This is a genomic window from Lactiplantibacillus sp. C232, from assembly GCF_023806725.1.
Lineage (GTDB): Bacteria > Bacillota > Bacilli > Lactobacillales > Lactobacillaceae > Lactiplantibacillus > Lactiplantibacillus plantarum.
The window spans coordinates 141,020-154,901 of sequence record NZ_JAMSKZ010000002.1; the positions used below are offsets into that span (position 1 = coordinate 141,020).

The following is a 13,882-nucleotide window of genomic DNA, read 5'->3' on the forward strand; positions in this document are numbered from 1 at the left end:
CGAGGAATAGCTGATGTCAGAAGCAGTAAAAAATTTGGTGAACAATGATTTAGCAGACGTGATGTTTAACCGCCATTCAGTTCGGCAGTTTGACCCGAACGTTAAAATTGGACGTGATGAGTTACAAAAGATGATTGCGGAAGCCGCCACCGCGCCATCGGCATGTAATTTACAGTCATGGCACTTTGTCGTCGTGGATACCCCCGAGGCAAAGGCTAAGTTCAAACAAGCCGTGATGAAATTCAATTACCCACAGGTTGACAGTGCATCGGCCATCGTCTTTATTGCCGGTGATACCCAGTCGCATTATGTTTATCGCGATGTCTGGAACAAAGTTTATGAGGATGGGAATATTACGAAGGAACGCTTGGATCAAATTCTGGGAACCTTCTTACCATTATATGAAAATGCCACACCAGACTTCTTGAAATTCGATGCGACGATTGATTGTTCCGTTGTCGGGATGCAGTTGTTGCTAGTGGCACGAGCTCATGGGTATGATGCCAATGCGTTCTCCGGAATTGACTTTGAAAAGATGATTCCGACGCTGGGTCTTGATCCTAAACGATACGTGCCAGTAATGGGAATCGCAATCGGGAAAGCAGCGCAAGAACCGCTCCATACGACTCGGTACGATGCCAAAACACAGACTGATTTCTTAGCCTAATAGGTTTATGAAAAGAGCGGGATTCCCGCTCTTTTTTGTCCGAATACGGGCCTAAGAAAGCTGAGGACCTTTCGAGGGGGGGTGGTGGGTTATCAGTAGGCCTCTTTACAAAAACGCTTACATTATTTATGATGAAGGCGACAAGCGTGAATAAGGAGGTTACTTGAGTATGCAATTAAAGCCGTTATTGCGGCAGTTAGCCACAACGTTTGAGGTGACTGTCGATCCAACATTTACACATAATCCCGAAGTTACTCACGTCCAATTTGTTGATCCGACGGAAGCGTTAGCAAGCCACCGGTTATATTTGTCCCCCGACTCGGGTCAGCTAGTTCAACTTGCTTATAGTTGGCACGGCCATCGTCAGTCGGTCGGACTAGTAAATCTGGGAACCGGTCTGACTACGATCATTGCGGCACAAAATCAGTTATTGAAATTATTAATGACGCTTGGTCAGTGCTTACAACACGATGTTCAAATTCAAGCAGCCATCAATCAGCTCGCTATCCAAGCAATCACGGCGGATTTTGATACCACACTGGCCCAAGCAGTACACTTATTAGAGAATCCGCTGGCGATTATTGATCTGAACGGGGAGATTCTGACACGGTCGCATACGACGCAACTCAATGGGACTAGTATTCACGCTGCAGTTGAGACGAATCGAGTCGGACGCTGGCTGTTAGACCACGGATTTGCACCGGATACGCCGGATTTTTTAACGCAAGTCTATGTGGCGGAAGATCAGTTGTCGGCGGGGCCCATGCTAATTACGCCGTTAGCAAATGGCACCGAGCCGATCGGTTATTTGGTGATGCCAGCACTCAATAAACCACTGAATGATCGACAAGCACTACTGATCAATTCGATTGGTCAGGTTATCGCTGGCTCGTTAGTTAAAAATCAGATTATGCCAACAGCTGAATCGCAACGGGACCGGTTATTAAACTTATTATTGACGGAACATCAAGGGGGAACGTTTGCTGAACAACACGTGCAATTACCGACAGCCATGGTGTTAATCCGCTGCGAACCACTAGCTGATCAAGCACCGATGATTTTACAGCAGCGACTACAGTACTTGATGATGCCACGATTCAAACAAGTGTTGGTTTCGACTTATCAGCAACAATGTGTGGCACTGATCCCAATTAGTCTGGTCGCATATAATCAGAATCAATTTAAACTAACGTTGCAGCAAATTACGAAGCAAGCGGATTGCCGCTTGATCGTGTCTCAGCACTACGTTAATCCGGAAGATACCTTTGCCGCGTATACAGTTTGTGAACGAACGGCGCAACTGAAGACTGGCCGTGGTCGGGTGATTTTTTGTGAAGACCAATTCTATAATCTTGCGTTGGCACGAGTTAATCACCTTGAGATCTTACCGTTCTTTATTAATCCAGCCCTACGTTTGTTGTTAGCCTATGATCAGCAAAACCATACAGAACTGGTACCAACATTAGATGTCTACTTACGGGCGACTTGCAATTTGACCCGCACGGCTAAGCAATTATACGTTCATCCAAATACACTGCGTAATCGACTGCACCATATCACAACACTGACCGGATGCGATTTACGGGATGCGGAAACGTGCTTTAAATTGGCTGCTAGTTTTAAATTACGGCAATTTTTAACCCAGCATCAGTACCAGTATCGACCGGATATTCCAATTCCGACCCAAGATTAAGTGGGCATAAAAGCGTGCAACCGTTTGTGGAAAAATGGTTGGATCAGTCATTATTAGTAAATCCGTAAATTCAGGATGGACGGCAATAATGGGGCCGCCATTGCGATTTGATCGGCGGGCAGGCATGTGATTAGCAACAGTCGTCATTAAAATTGTTATGCAACCGGTTGCATTGAAACTGAAAGCGTTTTATAATGTTAAGTGAACATTAACGGTGTGCTTCAAAACAAGACGGGTAGCCGTCACTCTTGGCGCATCTATTGATGATTGCGCAGTTGTCCGGTACCCAGCAATCAATTGTGCTGGTAATTAACGAGGAGGAACCATTAATGAGTAAATTTGCAGATATTAAAGGGTTTGTATTTGATTTAGATGGCGTGATTGCGGATACGTCCGTTTATCACTCACAAGCTTGGCATCAATTAGCTGACGAGTTGGGCGTTGCCTGGAGTGAAGAACTTGCCGATAATTTAAAGGGTGTTAGTCGAATGGACTCGTTGAACTTAATCTTAAAAACGGGTGGTAAGGAAAACGACTATACGGAAGCTGAAAAAGTGGCTTACGCAGCCAAGAAAAATACTAATTATCTGAACCTGTTGAAGGGAATGGATAAAACTGCAATTTTACCTGGTATCGAAGACTTCTTAGCCGATCTCGCCAAGCATGGGTATCGTTTATCCTTGGCCTCAGCTTCTAAGAATTCACCATTGGTTCTGGAACAGTTAGGCTTGGCGCATTACTTTGAAGCCCGGGTGGATCCCGCAACCTTGAAACACGGTAAGCCAGATCCAGAGATCTTCGCACGTGGCGCGGAAGTGCTTGGCTTGAAGCCTGAAGAATGTGCGGGCGTTGAAGATGCTAAGGTCGGTATTCAGTCAATTAATGGTGCTAGTGAAACGTCTATTGGGATTGGTGATCCTGCCATTTTGACGGGTGCGGATGTTAACTTCACTTCAACGAGCGAATTAACCTTAGCTAATCTAAAAGCCGCGTTAGCCTAAGTTTAAATAATACGAAAAGCTTACGTCACAAAGTCAACTAGATTTGTGATGCAAGCTTTTTTGAGTTACTGCTTTTCTGAAAGTCTTAATGGGCCGCTGGCAAGGTGGCAACATCGGGAGTTAGTAACTGGACGTGTGGGGTGCGACTAAGGACGTATTCTAACGGAACGGTCTGTTTTTCTAATAAATGATCCGTTAAGTTAACTTGCTGAATCACTCCCGGATTTTCGTACAGTTCTAGTGCGTACGTTTGATGATTCAAATCCATGTAGCTACGGTACTCAGTATAGGTTGCTTGGCCGTTGGCGGCTACTTTGGCGCCCTTGGGAATAGTCACAGCATTCAAGATGTGTTGAAGTAAGTTGACTGTATCTGTTGTTGTCGCTGGCACTTGCGCATAGTGTTTCAAGAAGACGGTCCGTGCAAAGCGAGACATCGAAGTATAGTCACCAGGTAGACCTAATGCGCCCGTACCAGGTCCCTGTGAACCAGGTTGGTAGTTAATGAATTTATTTAGTGGTCGCTCGGTGTTAGTCAGGGTGCCATACTTACTTAAGTTTTGTAGCTGCCATTTGAGGTTTGGTGAATTGGTCAGGACGCCGACTGGGTTATTAAGCAGGCGAAGCTCGCCGCTAGTTGGTTCCAAGACGGCGGTTTCACCGGTTTGGTCACTGATGATAAAGTGAAGTGGTGGAATTTCGTTAATTAATTCTGCCGTGCTACTAATTAATTGAACGTCTTTGACGCGCTCACGTAGGTCAGCAACACTGGTGATTTTTCCGAGTACCCAGGCGACGAAATCGTGGGGTGCGAGATCGATTTTGTCTTGGTTACTGTGAGGCTGGTAAATTGCATGATTCGGAAAGTAGAGTGCTGCGATGCTGACACCACATTCGTTAACGCCGTCCGTGAAAATTTCATGGTTCAGTTGGCGACCCGCGCCAATAAAGCCATAAGTCGTGGTGAAATCACCAAGGTCACCCGTCACGCGGTAATGTCGAGGCATGAACATAATACGGGTCTCAAAGTCAACGTTAAAATCCATTGTACGAGCTAAGAAGTGGCCTCCATGACTATTTGTATAAGTTAGACTAGTGCACATACAAATCGCTCCTTTATTAGATGATACCGGTAACTTATCATATGATTGCGGATAGCGGCGAAAATTGTGACGTTTAAATTAACGAATGGTAATCAAGTTTACTTTTGAGGGGGTAGTTCAATTAACAAGCTGGGAAACTCATCATGAGGCTAATGTTTCACGTGAAACATTATGCTTTTAAAATGACAAAATCGCTATCATAAATGATGTTAGTAGCCTAAAATAAGGGGGAAAGCTACTAACATAATGGACGATCTAAGATGGAGGAAGAAATGAATAAAGAGCGTAAGTCGGTGATGCCGCTATCACAACGACATCATATGACAATTCCATGGAAGGACTTTATCCGTAATGAAGATGTTCCCGCTAAGCATGCTAGCTTACAAGAGCGAACATCAATTGTTGGTCGAGTTGGTATTTTAATGTTGTCGTGTGGGACGGGAGCGTGGCGGGTTCGTGATGCGATGAATAAGATTGCTCGCAGCCTGAATTTAACGTGCTCGGCAGATATCGGGTTGATTTCGATTCAGTACACGTGTTTTCATCATGAACGTAGTTATACGCAAGTATTATCGATACCAAATACTGGTGTAAATACGGATAAACTAAATATTCTTGAACAGTTTGTCAAAGACTTTGATGCGAAATATGCACGGTTAACGGTGGCACAAGTGCATGCAGCAATTGATGAAGTTCAGACGCGTCCTAAACAGTATTCGCCACTGGTTCTTGGGTTGGCAGCTGGCTTAGCCTGTAGTGGATTTATCTTCTTACTTGGTGGGGGTATTCCCGAGATGATTTGTTCCTTTTTGGGCGCGGGTCTTGGTAACTATGTTCGGGCGCTGATGGGTAAACGGTCGATGACGACGGTTGCCGGGATTGCGGTCAGCGTTGCGGTAGCGTGTTTGGCTTATATGGTTAGTTTTAAGATTTTTGAATATAATTTCCAAATTCTTGCCCAGCATGAGGCGGGGTATATTGGTGCCATGTTATTCGTGATTCCGGGTTTTCCGTTCATTACGAGTATGTTGGATATCTCTAAGTTGGATATGCGCTCAGGACTGGAGCGCTTAGCTTACGCGATTATGGTTACCCTGATTGCAACTCTCGTCGGCTGGCTAGTCGCGACACTGGTGAGCTTCAAGCCAGCTGATTTCTTACCGCTAGGACTTTCACCGTTAGCGGTACTTTTATTACGATTACCAGCTAGTTTTTGCGGTGTTTACGGGTTCTCAATAATGTTTAATAGCTCGCAAAAAATGGCCATTACCGCGGGATTTATTGGGGCCATTGCGAATACATTGCGCCTTGAACTAGTTGACTTGACAGCAATGCCACCGGCCGCGGCCGCCTTTTGTGGGGCGCTCGTTGCCGGCTTGATCGCATCGGTGGTTAATCGTTATAACGGCTATCCCCGGATTTCATTGACGGTACCTTCAATCGTAATTATGGTTCCGGGATTATATATTTATCGTGCAATTTATAGTATTGGCAATAATCAAATTGGTGTCGGTTCACTATGGCTGACGAAGGCCGTGTTAATCATCATGTTTTTACCGCTCGGGCTATTTGTAGCGCGTGCGTTGTTGGATCACGAATGGCGACACTTTGATTAATTGAGTCTATCAAGTTAGCGGTTAAAAAGTCATTTAGTCACCAGATCAGTTAGGTCTGGTGACTAAATGACTTTTTAAATGGCCTTTGACTGAAAATTTAACGGTGACAGTTTACAATTAAGTTATCAATCTAGCAGGGGGCTTGGTCATGGAAGGGATTACTAATTTACGGTCACTAGGTGGTTATCGCAATAAAAATCAGCAAGTAATCAAAGATGGTTTAATTTACCGGTCAGGACAATTGGATCAATTAACACCGGCACAGACGCAGTATCTAGCAACCACGCTTGGCATTACGCGAATCGTGGACATGCGTAGTGCTGATGAGCGTCATCAATTTCCAGATGCGACATGGCCACACGTCCAGTATCACGTGCTGGATGTGCTAGCACAAGTCATGACGAACGACGCAAGTTTACAATCGATGATTAGTAGTACGGGGGCGGTCCATGACCGCATGGTTCAGTTATATGAACAGCTAGCGTTAGATCCTACTGCCCGTCAAAGTTATTGTCAATTTATACAGCTACTACTGGTTCCAGATCAGCCACTACTGTTCCATTGTTTTGCCGGTAAGGATCGCACCGGCGTCGGGGCCGCCTTATTTCTAAAAATTTTGGGTATTAGTGACGAGCAAATCATGGCTGACTATCTGCTCACAAATCAAGCACGTGCGGCTGCTAATCAACAAATCTTGGCGACGATGGCGTCGCAATTATCTGATGAGCAACAACGGGCCGTGAACCAGGCATTATTAGTAGACGCTGATTACCTGAGCCATTACTTTGAAGTCATCAAAGCCCGGTACGACACATTTTCAAATTACTTGCAGACGGGTCTAGGGCTGACCTCAGCGGAATGTCAACAGTTACGCGAATTATATTTGACTAAATAGTCAATAATATAAAGGCGCAAAAAATCACACCAATACTCACTTAAGGACTAACCTGGGTATTGGTGTGATTACTTATTCATGGGTGTTTGCGTTGTCCGCTGACAATAGTCGGTCAATCATCTGATTGCCAGCCTGTAAATCGGCGCGTTGATAATGTTGGGCACGAATACGCATTGGATCACCACCATGATAGTATTCGTACATCAATTGGCGCTGACCAAAGCCAGAACTTGTTAAATCGAAGGCTAAGTTCAACAAGCGCGTGCGGGTTTTAGCGGTGGCTCGGTCCGTCGTGAGTGCCTGGTTGAGGATTGTCGCATTATCGCCGTCAAATTCCGCAAAACTTGGCACGCCAACCATGGAACCGGCCGCTAAGTGTTGAGTCACGCGCAAGGCCTCGTCATAGTACTCGGGAAGGGTCGAGCGAACCGCTTGCAAAGCTTGGAGACTGGGCGTATAGATACCGAATTCGTCCAGATGACCGTTGTCTTCTGAACGGGTGATGGTACCCTTGATGAGTTCCAGATTAGCGGTTAACCGACCGAGTTTTTCTTGGACACCTAAGAAACCATCTAATCCTAAGATATGAGCAATCCGAAGCGCTAAACTGGTTGCTAACTCAAGCTTAGTAATACCTCGAACCTCATCTTGATGGGAAGTGTGGCTAAACATGCCTGAATCGATGAAGAAACGATTACTCATTTCAACATTATTTTCAACAAATACTTTTGACCACGGAATAAAGGCGTGATCAAAGACAATGTAGGCGTCAATCTCATCAAGGGCGTTGCTGAGTGGGTAATCCGTAATGGAAGCGGTGGGATGATCTAATAATTTGCGACAAATGATCTTGACGCCCGGATTATTGAGTGGCGTAGCAAAGGCGACAGCATAACTACTATCGCCGTTTTCTAACAACAGTTCCGGCGGATTAAAAATCAGGAGGTCATCAGCAATTGGGGCCATCGTATTGACCATTTTGGCACCAGAAACGAAGATTCCATCTTGATTACGTTCAATGGTATGAACACCCGCGTATCCAGACGGAATGGCATTGATGGCTTTTTGACGGTTGAGTTGTGGGTTTTGAAGCGCATGGCTAATGAAGATATCGTTAGCTTTGACCTCCTTAGCGTAATTGCGGGCATTAGCTGCAAAATCAGTATATTGATTTTGCCCGAGGAAGGCAGCGCGTTCTGCTAAGACAGCCATCCCAGTATTAAGAAAATCCGGTGTGCGGCCTAACATGCCGCTGTTACTTTGCGCAATTTCTTGATAAGCACGGTGCTTTTGTTGTAAATCAGCGACGGTGCGTGGCACTTTGAAAGCAATATCGTAGCGGTGACCATTTTCCTGATAAGTATGTACTTCGGGATGGTTGTGTTGCAGGTCATAGTACTGATTATTGAGTGCTAAAGTTTTACGAAAAATGGGCACATCGGCGACATTGACGCGGTGACCATTTAGATAGACCGCGCGCCCGTCATTGAGTTGTTCGATAGTATGCATGTGTCGTTCCCCCTAATGAAAGTTCTATTCCAATATACCACTAATGGAAGCGAATTCACCAGTGCCGATTGGAACGCTATTTTTAGTGAACGGGATAAACGACGTGGAAGCGTTCCAGAACCATTTGTGCAGTATGGGGATCAAAGCGCTGATGCTCGCTTTGGTACTCCTGCTTGAAGAAGGCATCATGAACACGGCGCCAATAGGCATAAGTACGATCGCCTTCACCTTCTAAGTAAGCGTGGGTTGCATCGATGTCCAAGTAAGGCGTAATCATGACTTGATCGGTCCGGGTCACACAGACAGGCTGATTATGAGCATCTAAGATGACGTCATAAGCGCCCACTTTTGGCAGTGGTTCATCAGTTTCGTATAGGTCATAAGCGCTGGTGGTAGCCGTTTTTGTGCCAGTTAGTACGAGCTGTGCAAGTTTATCAGGATCGCTGCCAAACTGATAAGCACTTTGTAATGGGGTACTTTGTGTCAATTTGAGCGTCGTTTTAGCTTGTTCGAAAAAAGATTGGACGTCCATTATTATCACCTCTAAATTATGATCGGTTTTAAGTTTAACATAAGCGCCCATGGCTCAAGTAATTAGCGTGGTATAATGACTCTATCTTGGGTAATTGCAGGCGATACCCAGACCAAACATTGCCGTTGTGGAAAGGACTAATTATGCGAATTAATGTGTTGCAACATACCCCCAATGAGGGCCCTGGAATGATTGCTGATTGGGCGCATGCCCATGGTCATACCATGTATGTCTATCACCCGTATCAATTCGGTGTTCTCCCAACGGCGGATGAGACGGAGATGCTTGTTATCCTCGGCGGACCGATGAGTCCCAACGATACGCTGCCATGGATCAAGCAGGAACGAGACTTGATTCAACAATTATTGGACCGCGATATCCCAATGTTTGGTGCGTGTTACGGCGCGCAACAAATTGCGAAGACCTTAGGATACCCAGTCACTAAGGCGCCAGCTAAGGAAGTAGGTTGGGCACCGATTTACCGACAGAGTCCCGTGATTCCGGGGATTCCAGCAAAACTGTCGGTCTTGCATTGGCACGAGGAGATGTTCACCGTTCCAGCCGAAGCAACGCTGTTGTTCTCTAGTGATCGTGTGACCAATCAAGGCTTCGTATGGAAGCATCGGGTAGTGGGGTTACAATTTCACTTTGAGCCGGCTGCGGACAATGTTCGTGAGATGGTCGTCAATGATTATCGGTATATTGCGGGGTCGGTCCTAAACCGAACAGCAGCAGAAATTTTACAAACGCCGGTACCACGAGAGAATCAACAAGTTCTGAATGCAATTTTGAATTATATTACGGCTGAATAAAGCAGTTAAGAAGAGAATAAGCAGGTTAGTAAAAATGTCGGTAGTCCTTGACGGGGCTACCGACATTTTTGTTCAGAAAACCAAACGTTGATAGAAGCCTTGAATTTGCTGCAGTTCTTGCAGATAGGCAGTTTTTAACGCTTCCGGATAAATAATTCTAACGTTACGGCCAAGTCCCAGTAAATAGTCGACCATATAGGCTAATTCATCTTGATTATAACCACCAATGAGATAATCTTGGTCGTTCTGATGTGTTAAGTGCATATTAGGATAATTATTCTTTTGTACATGTTCACGGCCTAGAGGTGTTAGTGCACATTTATAACGTATATTGTGATGATGGTGATCGTAGGACCGTTGCCGTTGCGCGAGCTGTTTCCAAGTATACCGTGCTGGTTGCTCACTGGTTTGAAATGCTTTGATCGTGTCACAGCGATAGATGCCCCAAGCATTGTTATCGAGATTGACGCCACTGAAAAACCAAATGCCATGCCGATATAATAAATCAAAAATCTGAAACCTAGCTGTCACAGTAGTCATCGTTAACTGGACAACATTTTCATCAAGGATAGCCGTTAATAAATCACTTAAATGGGTTGGGGCATCCAAGTTAGGAATTGAGTAGTAGTTAACCACACGTTGCAATTTGGCGACCTGGCGCTGGTTGCTTAAAGATAGTGTTGCCATGAGTTTTTTGTAAATTGTATGGTAGGACTTTTCAAAGGGGGTCGCCGACAATAAACTGAGTGCTTTGAGCGCAAAAAAGAGCGCATTAATTTCCTGGCTGTTTAATAAGATGGGTACCCATAGTTGTTGTTGCATGAGTTGGTAGCCACCGTAACGTCCCGGTTCAACGTAAAAGGACAAACCAAGTTGTTCTAACGAGTTAACGTCGCGCAAGGCGGTCCGTTTGGAGATATTGAATTCTTGCATGAGTTCTTTGATGTGGAATTCTTGTCGGTAACTGAGAAAGATCAATTCTTGATTAAGACGTTCAGAGCGGTTCATATAAATAACTCCTAAAAATGATTTTAATGGTGACATAGATTGGCACCTTTCGACTGTAGTATATAACTGTTGTCAAAAACAACCAATAAATATATTTATTAATTAAGGAGATATTTAAATGACTAAGACTTTGATTATTAATGCACATCCCGATTTTCGTAATGCGGCGCACTACTCAGTTCAACTAGAACAAACCTTTTTGCAACTTTTTCAGACCCGCTTTCCTAATGATACTGTGGATGTGCTCAATTTGTATGATACGGTGATTCCCCAAGCAACGGTACCTGAATTGCTGGGAATCTGGGAAAAGCAAGCGCAACATGTAAATTTATCGATTGAGGAACAACGCCTGTTTGCAATCAATCAGCAACTCCTACAACAGTTTAAAGCTCATCATCGGATTGTGATTGCGATGCCGTTGCATAATTTCAACGTGCCGGCACGGTTAAAGGACTATATCGATAATATCTTAGTTGCCAGGGAGACTTTTCGTTATACCGAAAATGGATCAGTGGGTTTGATGACCGATAATTATCGTGTCATGTTACTGCAGGCCAGTGGGTCAATCTATACTCGTAATGACCGTTATACACCCATGGAATTTTCTCGGCTGTATCTTGACAAGATGTTTACTGAAATTATGGGGTTTGACCGGTTTGAGATCGTCCGTGCACAAGGACTGCAAACGAACGGGGTGGCGGTATCACAGGCATTAAAGCAAGCCAAAATGGACCTGAAGGCAGCTTTTGAGCGTTTTTATGATTAAGTCTGAAAATGATTTTAAGGTATCGGTAGTTGTAGGCTACGGATACCTTTTTTGCGATACTGCACGGGAAATGGGTCACCACTACTTTAAAGTGATCGCAACTATGGAAAGTAACTAGCCTGATTTTGGTGATTAACATTGGACTAAAACACGCCAAAATTCATGCATATTTAACGTTAGTGGCAGACCTTTACTAGCCGTTCAGTGCTGAGAACCGGTATACTGGAAGCAGTGATTCACTAATCGTGAAGGGAGCCCAATATGAAACGGATTGTAGCGGGAATTATTGCCCACGTCGATGCCGGTAAAACGACGCTGTCAGAAGCATTACTATACCGGTCTGGCGCGCTACGGCAATTAGGGCGCGTCGATAATGGCGATGCTTTTTTAGATACGGATGTGCTTGAAAAACAGCGTGGTATTACGATTTTTTCACACCAAGCTAATTTACAATATAAAGACATTAATTTAACACTCTTGGATACCCCGGGCCACGTCGATTTTGCGACCCAGACTGAACAAGTACTGTCAGTTTTGGACGTCGCAATTTTAGTCGTTTCAGCGACTGATGGTGTGCAGGGGTACACGCGGACGTTATGGCGATTATTAGCCCGTTATGACGTTCCTACCATTCTGTTTGTAAATAAGATGGATGCGCCGGGGACGGATAGCGACCAATTGATACAACAAATTCAACAGACATTATCGCCTGGTTGTGTGGCGTTTAACACGCCGGGAGCCGGGGACACGTTGGAAGATCGGCCAGTCATACCGACTGCGGCAGTTGAAGATATTGCGATGCAAAATGACGAAGTGTTAACGGATTACTTAGAAACAGGGACGTTAAGCGATGCCACGATTCGGCAGATGATTCAACGGCGGGAAGTTTTTCCGTGTTATTTTGGCGCGGCACTTAAGCTGGACGGGGTTGATGCGCTAATGGCTGGTCTTGATTATTGGACGACGCCACAATTAACGCGTCCTGAATTTGGCGCGCGGGTGTTCAAGATTACGCACGATGATCAAGGTGAACGGCTTACTTGGATTCGGATGACCGGTGGCACCTTACGACCTAAAGATATCGTGTATGATGACCAAAAAGTCAATCAGTTACGGGTTTACAACGGGACTAAGTATGCGACCACGTCCGCGCTGACGGCAGGATCCGTTGGTGCCATTACCGGTCTAACGGGAACGCGGCCGGGGCAAGGATTGGGACAGGCAGCAACTAGTCTACAACCCGTCATGCAGCCCGTACTGACTTACGCACTTGATCCTCAGCGTGAGGAGTTACACACCTGCTTAGCAGCCTTGCGTCAACTTGAAGATGAGGATCCACAATTACACGTGACTTGGTCAGAACCACTTCAGGAATTGCGAGTACAGGTCATGGGAACGATTCAACTGGAAGTTTTGCAACAAATCTTGCAGGATCGTTTTCAACTGACTGTAAAGTTTGGAACGGGGAGTATCTTGTATCAAGAGACGATTACCCAAGCTGTTGAAGGCGTTGGGCATTTTGAACCGTTACGACACTATGCGGAAGTACATTTGTTGCTGACGCCCGCACCGCGGGGAAGTGGGCTTCAATTTACGACCGATTGTTCATTGGAAGTGCTTGGCCGAAATTGGCAACACCAAGTCGTGTCAAACCTACAAGCCAAAACACAAGTGGGTGTCCTGATTGGCGCACCACTAACGGATGTTAAGGTAACACTGGTTAGTGGTCGGGCTAGCAATGTTCATTCGGTTGGTGGTGACTTTCGTGAAGCGACGTGGCGCGCGTTGCGTCAAGGCTTGATGATGTTAAAACAACGTGGTGATTGTCAGTTGTTGGAACCGTGGTATCGGTTCCGTCTAGAAGTTGGTCAGGAACAAGTTGGCCGGGCGATGACTGATATTCAGCGGATGAATGGTCAGTTTGACGCACCAGTCGCTAATACAAGCGTAGCCACGGACGGGACTGACCTGACGACAATTACGGGAACGGCGCCAGTAGCAGCGATGCAGGACTATTCACAGACGGTTCGAGCTTACACGCATGGGCAGGGGCAATTGGAATGTATCGTGGATGGCTATCGGCCGTGTCATAACGAGATGGCTGTTGTCGATAAGGCCAAATATGTCCCCACAGCAGATTTAGAAAATACACCGGACTCGGTCTTTTGCGCACATGGTGCGGGTTATCCGGTGGCTTGGAATCAAGTGCCAGAGATGGCGCACGTCCCGTACGTTTATTCGAATACGGAATTGGCACATTTTAAGGCGCCATCAAAATAGA

12 protein-coding genes are annotated in these 13,882 nt (G+C 45.5%); 8 read left to right on the forward strand and 4 right to left on the reverse strand.

Translation table 11 applies throughout. The features are described from left to right. Positions 1-13: 13 nt before the first annotated feature. From MZO41_RS02950 to pgmB, 3 genes are all read left to right on the forward strand, one after another. Positions 14-667, forward strand: a complete 654-nt coding sequence (locus tag MZO41_RS02950; protein ID WP_003641675.1) for a nitroreductase family protein — start codon at positions 14-16, stop codon at positions 665-667. Between the two features lie 169 nt (positions 668-836). Beyond that, a complete protein-coding gene (locus tag MZO41_RS02955; RefSeq protein WP_252129641.1) occupies positions 837-2,360 on the forward strand; it encodes a PucR family transcriptional regulator in 1,524 nt (507 codons plus the stop codon). 329 nt (positions 2,361-2,689) lie between these two features. Further along, the gene (pgmB, locus tag MZO41_RS02960) at positions 2,690-3,361 is read left to right on the forward strand and encodes a beta-phosphoglucomutase (RefSeq protein WP_013355089.1); all 672 of its coding nucleotides are present in this window, start codon (positions 2,690-2,692) and stop codon (positions 3,359-3,361) included. An 85-nt stretch (positions 3,362-3,446) separates the two neighbouring features. Here the strand turns inward: pgmB and MZO41_RS02965 are convergent, their stop codons facing one another. Further along, positions 3,447-4,463: a choloylglycine hydrolase family protein gene (locus MZO41_RS02965; RefSeq protein ID WP_011100864.1), complete on the reverse strand. Its 1,017-nt coding sequence runs from the start codon at positions 4,461-4,463 to the stop codon at positions 3,447-3,449. Positions 4,464-4,735: 272 nt separating this feature from the next. On the opposite strand from MZO41_RS02965, the gene MZO41_RS02970 reads away from it, so the two are divergent. Beyond that, complete coding sequence (locus MZO41_RS02970) at positions 4,736-6,079, forward strand: threonine/serine exporter family protein (protein WP_003641680.1); 1,344 nt, start codon at positions 4,736-4,738, stop codon at positions 6,077-6,079. Between the two features lie 148 nt (positions 6,080-6,227). Next, positions 6,228-6,974 (forward strand): tyrosine-protein phosphatase, encoded by a 747-nt coding sequence (locus MZO41_RS02975; RefSeq protein ID WP_003646161.1) that lies wholly within the window; start codon positions 6,228-6,230, stop codon positions 6,972-6,974. Positions 6,975-7,046: 72 nt separating this feature from the next. On the opposite strand, the gene MZO41_RS02980 is transcribed toward MZO41_RS02975, so the two are convergent. Together MZO41_RS02980 and MZO41_RS02985 are read right to left on the reverse strand one after the other, a co-directional pair. Further along, complete coding sequence (locus MZO41_RS02980; protein WP_003641682.1) at positions 7,047-8,483, reverse strand: 4-hydroxyphenylacetate 3-hydroxylase N-terminal domain-containing protein; 1,437 nt, start codon at positions 8,481-8,483, stop codon at positions 7,047-7,049. An 82-nt stretch (positions 8,484-8,565) separates the two neighbouring features. Next, the gene (locus tag MZO41_RS02985) at positions 8,566-9,015 is read right to left on the reverse strand and encodes an ASCH domain-containing protein (protein WP_003646159.1); all 450 of its coding nucleotides are present in this window, start codon (positions 9,013-9,015) and stop codon (positions 8,566-8,568) included. A 143-nt stretch (positions 9,016-9,158) separates the two neighbouring features. On the opposite strand from MZO41_RS02985, the gene MZO41_RS02990 reads away from it, so the two are divergent. Next, entirely contained in the window at positions 9,159-9,827 is a 669-nt protein-coding gene (locus tag MZO41_RS02990; protein WP_003643644.1) for a type 1 glutamine amidotransferase, read from the forward strand. Between the two features lie 72 nt (positions 9,828-9,899). Here MZO41_RS02990 and MZO41_RS02995 read toward each other — a convergent pair whose 3' ends face one another. Beyond that, on the reverse strand, positions 9,900-10,835 hold the full coding sequence (locus MZO41_RS02995; protein WP_022638068.1) for a helix-turn-helix transcriptional regulator: 936 nt from the start codon (positions 10,833-10,835) through the stop codon (positions 9,900-9,902). Positions 10,836-10,953: 118 nt separating this feature from the next. Here MZO41_RS02995 and MZO41_RS03000 point away from each other — a divergent pair, with 118 nt between their 5' ends. Further along, complete coding sequence (locus MZO41_RS03000; RefSeq protein ID WP_003643646.1) at positions 10,954-11,601, forward strand: FMN-dependent NADH-azoreductase; 648 nt, start codon at positions 10,954-10,956, stop codon at positions 11,599-11,601. Positions 11,602-11,862: 261 nt separating this feature from the next. After that, positions 11,863-13,881, forward strand: coding sequence for an elongation factor G (locus MZO41_RS03005; protein WP_013355092.1), 2,019 nt, complete (start codon positions 11,863-11,865; stop codon positions 13,879-13,881). Position 13,882 lies beyond the last annotated feature (1 nt).

What these genes read in the sequence shown, in the direction of transcription:
- MZO41_RS02950 (WP_003641675.1), top strand. Translation starts at nt 14, where the DNA reads ATGTCAGAAGCAGTAAAAAATTTGGTGAACAATGATTTAGCAGACGTG.
- MZO41_RS02955 (WP_252129641.1), top strand. Translation starts at nt 837, where the DNA reads ATGCAATTAAAGCCGTTATTGCGGCAGTTAGCCACAACGTTTGAGGTG.
- pgmB (WP_013355089.1), top strand. Translation starts at nt 2,690, where the DNA reads ATGAGTAAATTTGCAGATATTAAAGGGTTTGTATTTGATTTAGATGGC.
- MZO41_RS02965 (WP_011100864.1), bottom strand. Translation starts at nt 4,463, where the DNA reads ATGTGCACTAGTCTAACTTATACAAATAGTCATGGAGGCCACTTCTTA.
- MZO41_RS02970 (WP_003641680.1), top strand. Translation starts at nt 4,736, where the DNA reads ATGAATAAAGAGCGTAAGTCGGTGATGCCGCTATCACAACGACATCAT.
- MZO41_RS02975 (WP_003646161.1), top strand. Translation starts at nt 6,228, where the DNA reads ATGGAAGGGATTACTAATTTACGGTCACTAGGTGGTTATCGCAATAAA.
- MZO41_RS02980 (WP_003641682.1), bottom strand. Translation starts at nt 8,483, where the DNA reads ATGCATACTATCGAACAACTCAATGACGGGCGCGCGGTCTATCTAAAT.
- MZO41_RS02985 (WP_003646159.1), bottom strand. Translation starts at nt 9,015, where the DNA reads ATGGACGTCCAATCTTTTTTCGAACAAGCTAAAACGACGCTCAAATTG.
- MZO41_RS02990 (WP_003643644.1), top strand. Translation starts at nt 9,159, where the DNA reads ATGCGAATTAATGTGTTGCAACATACCCCCAATGAGGGCCCTGGAATG.
- MZO41_RS02995 (WP_022638068.1), bottom strand. Translation starts at nt 10,835, where the DNA reads ATGAACCGCTCTGAACGTCTTAATCAAGAATTGATCTTTCTCAGTTAC.
- MZO41_RS03000 (WP_003643646.1), top strand. Translation starts at nt 10,954, where the DNA reads ATGACTAAGACTTTGATTATTAATGCACATCCCGATTTTCGTAATGCG.
- MZO41_RS03005 (WP_013355092.1), top strand. Translation starts at nt 11,863, where the DNA reads ATGAAACGGATTGTAGCGGGAATTATTGCCCACGTCGATGCCGGTAAA.